This window comes from uncultured Pseudacidovorax sp. (genome assembly GCF_913773995.1).
Classification (GTDB): Bacteria; Pseudomonadota; Gammaproteobacteria; order Burkholderiales; family Burkholderiaceae_C; genus Xenophilus.
Map to the genome: position 1 here is coordinate 1 of NZ_CAJYES010000212.1, position 3,576 is coordinate 3,576.

A 3,576-nucleotide genomic window follows, 5' to 3' on the forward strand; every position below is an offset into this window, starting at 1 on the left:
CACGACGCTCTTCCGATCTGGCAGCGTTGCCGGTGGCAAGCTGCCCACGGCCACGCCCGAGCAGCGGCGCATCGTGCGCTGACTCGGGGCTGCCGTCGGCGTGGAACCGCCGCGCCACCGCTCACTCCTTTCCCTTTTCGTGACCTCCCAGGGAGTTTCTGCGTGATGTTTTCCTATCCCACCCTCCTCACCCGCCGCTGGGTTCTGGCGCTGGCCGCCGCGGCGGCCGTGCCCACGGCCGCCTGGAGCCAGGCCGCCGCCCCGCGCGTCAAGCTGACCACCAGTGCCGGCGATCTCGTGCTGCAGCTCGATCCCGCCAAGGCACCCAAGACCGTCGCCAACTTCCTTCAGTATGTGCAGGACAAGCATTACGACGGCACGGTGTTTCACCGCGTCATCGACGGCTTCATGATCCAGGGCGGCGGCTTCACGCCCGACCTGCGCCAGAAGCCCACACGGGCCGCGGTGCCGCTGGAAGCCGACAACGGCCTCAAGAACGACCGTGGCACCATCGCGATGGCCCGAACCAGCGACCCCAACTCGGCCACGGCGCAGTTCTTCATCAACGTGAAGAACAACGACATGCTCAACGCCCCCAACCCTGACGGCCATGGCTATGCCGTGTTCGGCAAGGTGGTGTCGGGCATGGACGTGGTCGACAAGATCCGCGCCGTGCCCACCGGCGCCCAGGGCCCAATGCGCGATGTGCCTGTCGAGCCCGTCGTCATCCGCAGCGCCTCGGTGCTGAAGTAAGCCACCGCGCAAGCGCCCCCTTTCTCCAGGAGCCTCCAATGAGCAATCCCAAAGTCGAACTCACCATCAAGGGCCAAGGCCCCATCGTCCTCGAGCTGGACGCCGAGAAGGCGCCGAAGACGGTCGAGAACTTTCTCGCCTACGTCACCAAGGGCCACTACGACAACACCGTTTTTCACCGGATCATCGACGGCTTCATGATCCAGGGCGGCGGCTTCGAGCCCGGCATGAAGCAGAAGCCCACGGGTGCCGAGATCACCAACGAGGCCAATAACGGTCTGAAGAACGAGATGTATACGGTGGCCATGGCCCGCACCAGCGCCCCCCATTCGGCCACTGCCCAGTTCTTCATCAACGTGGCCAAGAACGACTTCCTGAACCACACCGCACCCTCGCAGCAAGGCTGGGGCTATGCGGTGTTCGGCAAGGTCGTCTCTGGCACCGAGATCGTCGACCAGCTGCGCAAGGTCAAGACCGGTCGCCGCGGCTTCCACGACGACGTGCCGCTGGATGATGTCGTGATCGAGAAGGCCACCATCCTGGCCGAGTGAGCTGAGCCGCGCCATGCACGCGTCCGGTCTGTGCCCGCGCCCCGCGCGCTCGTCCCCACGATGACTGCGCAGACCGCCTTCACCGAATTCCTCGCGCCGCCGCAATGGGGCACGGTCGACCTGCTGTCGGACCTGCACCTGCATCCCGGCGAGCCGGAGACACTGCAGGCTTGGCGCAGCTATCTGCAGACCACACCGGCCGACGCCCTTTTCATCCTCGGCGATCTGTTCGAGGTCTGGGTGGGTGACGATGCCGCCCTCGAGCCAGGCTTCGAGGCCGACTGCGCCGACTGGCTGCGCGAGGCCGCCAAGCGGCGGCCCATCTTCTTCATGGCTGGCAACCGCGATTTCCTGCTCGGTCAGGCCTTTGCGGCCCAGGCTGGCATCCAATTGCTGCCCGACCCCCTGGTGCTCGTGCTTCACGGCGAGCGCTGGCTGCTGAGCCACGGCGACCTGCTTTGCCTGGACGACGCTGACTATCTCGCCTTCCGGGCGCAAGTGCGGACGGCGGCGTGGCAGGACGACTTCCTGGCCCGCCCTCTGGCGGAGCGACGTGCGCTCGCGCGCCACATGCGCACGCAAAGCGAATCCCGCAAGGCCGACCCCCGCGCCGTATGGGCCGACGTGGATGCCGAGGCCGCCGTCGCCTGGCTGCGCAGTGCCCGCGCCCGGACCCTGGTGCACGGGCACACCCACAAGCCGGGCCGCCATTCGCTGGGCGGCCAGCTGGAGCGCTTGGTGCTCAGCGACTGGGACGTCGCTGCATCGCCACCGCGCGCCCAAGTGTTGTGCCTGACGCCGACGGGTGCGCAGCGTGTGGATCTGCGTTAGCGGGATGCATCGCCTGATGACCGCCTCGTGTCGCGGCACGCGCTCGTGCCGGACGGTGCCCCGCGCTCCAGGAGGTTGACATGCTCGGCCGCTGGCTACGCAGCAAGCTGCGCCCCCCTCCCGAAATTCCCGAAGCCGCCTGGCGGCACGCGCTGACCGCCCTGCCATTTCTGGCCGGCCGGCCGGCGTCGGAACTGGCGCGCCTTCGCCGACTTGCGGCCCAATTCCTGCAGCAGAAGGAGTTCCATGGCGCGCTGGGCCTCACCATCACTGATGAAGTCGCGCTGCTGATCGCCACCCAGGCGGTACTCCCCACACTTCACTTGCCAGGCGACCTGGACTGGTACGACGACTTTGTCGGCATCGTGGTGGTGCCGTCGGAGGTCTCGACCCGCCGCACCCTGGTGGATGAGGCCGGCGTGGTACACGAGTACGACGAGGCCATCATCGGCGAGGCCCGCGCACAAGGCCCGGTCATGCTGAGCTGGCCGCATGTCGAAGAAGGCGCAAGTGGCGGTGGCGAAGGGCCGATCCTCAACGTCGTGATCCACGAGTTCGCCCACAAGATCGACATGCGCGACGGCCAGGTCGACGGCTGCCCCCCCCTGCCGAACGGGTTCATGGGCAGCACGACGGCGCTGCAGGCCCGCGAGCGCTGGCTGGCCACGCTACAGCCCGCCTACGACCGCTTCCGCGAGCAGGCCATCGTGGCAGAGCGCTTCGGCGGCGAGCCGCCCTGGCTGGACGGCTATGCCGCCTCATCGGTGGCGGAGTTCTTCGCTGTGGCGTGCGAGGCCTACTTCGTCGACCGGCCCCGCTTCGCGCGCGAGTTCGAGAACCTCACGCCGGCCTTCGACGCTTTCTTCCTGAACGGGCGACAAGGCGACTGAGAAGCGCAACGGTGCCACCCACGCGCGCCGCGGAGCGATGACCGCGGCTATCCGAGCGGCGGCCGCCTTTTCAGCAATGCGCCAAGAAAAAAGCGGCGCGCCGTGACCGGCGCGCCGCCTCTGCGTGGGTGACGTCCTTCGCGCGGATCAGCCCTTGCGCAGCAGCGGCTTGAGCGCGCTCTGTAGACGCCGCGCCACCGTCGGCTCGTGGGCTGATGCCAACACGCGAGCAGCATCCTGCGCCCAGGTCTCAGCAGGGCCCGGCTCGTTGCGCTTGGTCAGCAGCTTCAGTTGCAGGGCACGGCGGGCGTCCAGTTGCTCGGGCGGCGTGGGCACTTCGGCGGCCATTTCCAGCCGCAGCAGCGCTTCAGCGGCATCGCCCGACGGCGCCGCGGACAGCGACTGAACCCACTGGTTGCGCACGGAAGGGGTCACGCGGCCCAGTTCCTGGGCTTGCGGCACCCCCGCGCCGTCGCGCTTGTTCCAGGCGTCAAGCAGTTGCGTGACGGCCTCTCCGTGGGCCTGAGATCGGAAGAGCACACGTCTGAACT

General features: G+C 68.0%; 4 protein-coding genes. All 4 read left to right on the plus strand.

Features of this window, described 5'->3' with window-relative positions; all coding sequences use genetic code 11:
• Positions 1-165: 165 nt before the first annotated feature.
• The 4 genes from QZ772_RS19805 (at position 166) to QZ772_RS19820 (ending at position 3,025) form a co-directional block, all read left to right on the plus strand.
• Entirely contained in the window at positions 166-753 is a 588-nt protein-coding gene (locus QZ772_RS19805) for a peptidylprolyl isomerase (RefSeq protein WP_295529802.1), read from the plus strand.
• A gap of 38 nt (positions 754-791) precedes the next feature.
• A complete protein-coding gene (locus QZ772_RS19810) occupies positions 792-1,304 on the plus strand; it encodes a peptidylprolyl isomerase (protein WP_295529793.1) in 513 nt (170 codons plus the stop codon).
• A 60-nt stretch (positions 1,305-1,364) separates the two neighbouring features.
• Complete coding sequence (locus QZ772_RS19815; protein ID WP_295529796.1) at positions 1,365-2,135, plus strand: UDP-2,3-diacylglucosamine diphosphatase; 771 nt, start codon at positions 1,365-1,367, stop codon at positions 2,133-2,135.
• Positions 2,136-2,215: 80 nt separating this feature from the next.
• Positions 2,216-3,025: a M90 family metallopeptidase gene (locus QZ772_RS19820; protein ID WP_295529800.1), complete on the plus strand. Its 810-nt coding sequence runs from the start codon at positions 2,216-2,218 to the stop codon at positions 3,023-3,025.
• Positions 3,026-3,576: the final 551 nt, after the last annotated feature.

Coding starts and splice junctions, on each gene's coding strand:
- QZ772_RS19815 (WP_295529796.1), top strand. CDS start 1,365: ATGACTGCGCAGACCGCCTTCACCGAATTCCTCGCGCCGCCGCAATGG.
- QZ772_RS19805 (WP_295529802.1), top strand. CDS start 166: ATGTTTTCCTATCCCACCCTCCTCACCCGCCGCTGGGTTCTGGCGCTG.
- QZ772_RS19820 (WP_295529800.1), top strand. CDS start 2,216: ATGCTCGGCCGCTGGCTACGCAGCAAGCTGCGCCCCCCTCCCGAAATT.
- QZ772_RS19810 (WP_295529793.1), top strand. CDS start 792: ATGAGCAATCCCAAAGTCGAACTCACCATCAAGGGCCAAGGCCCCATC.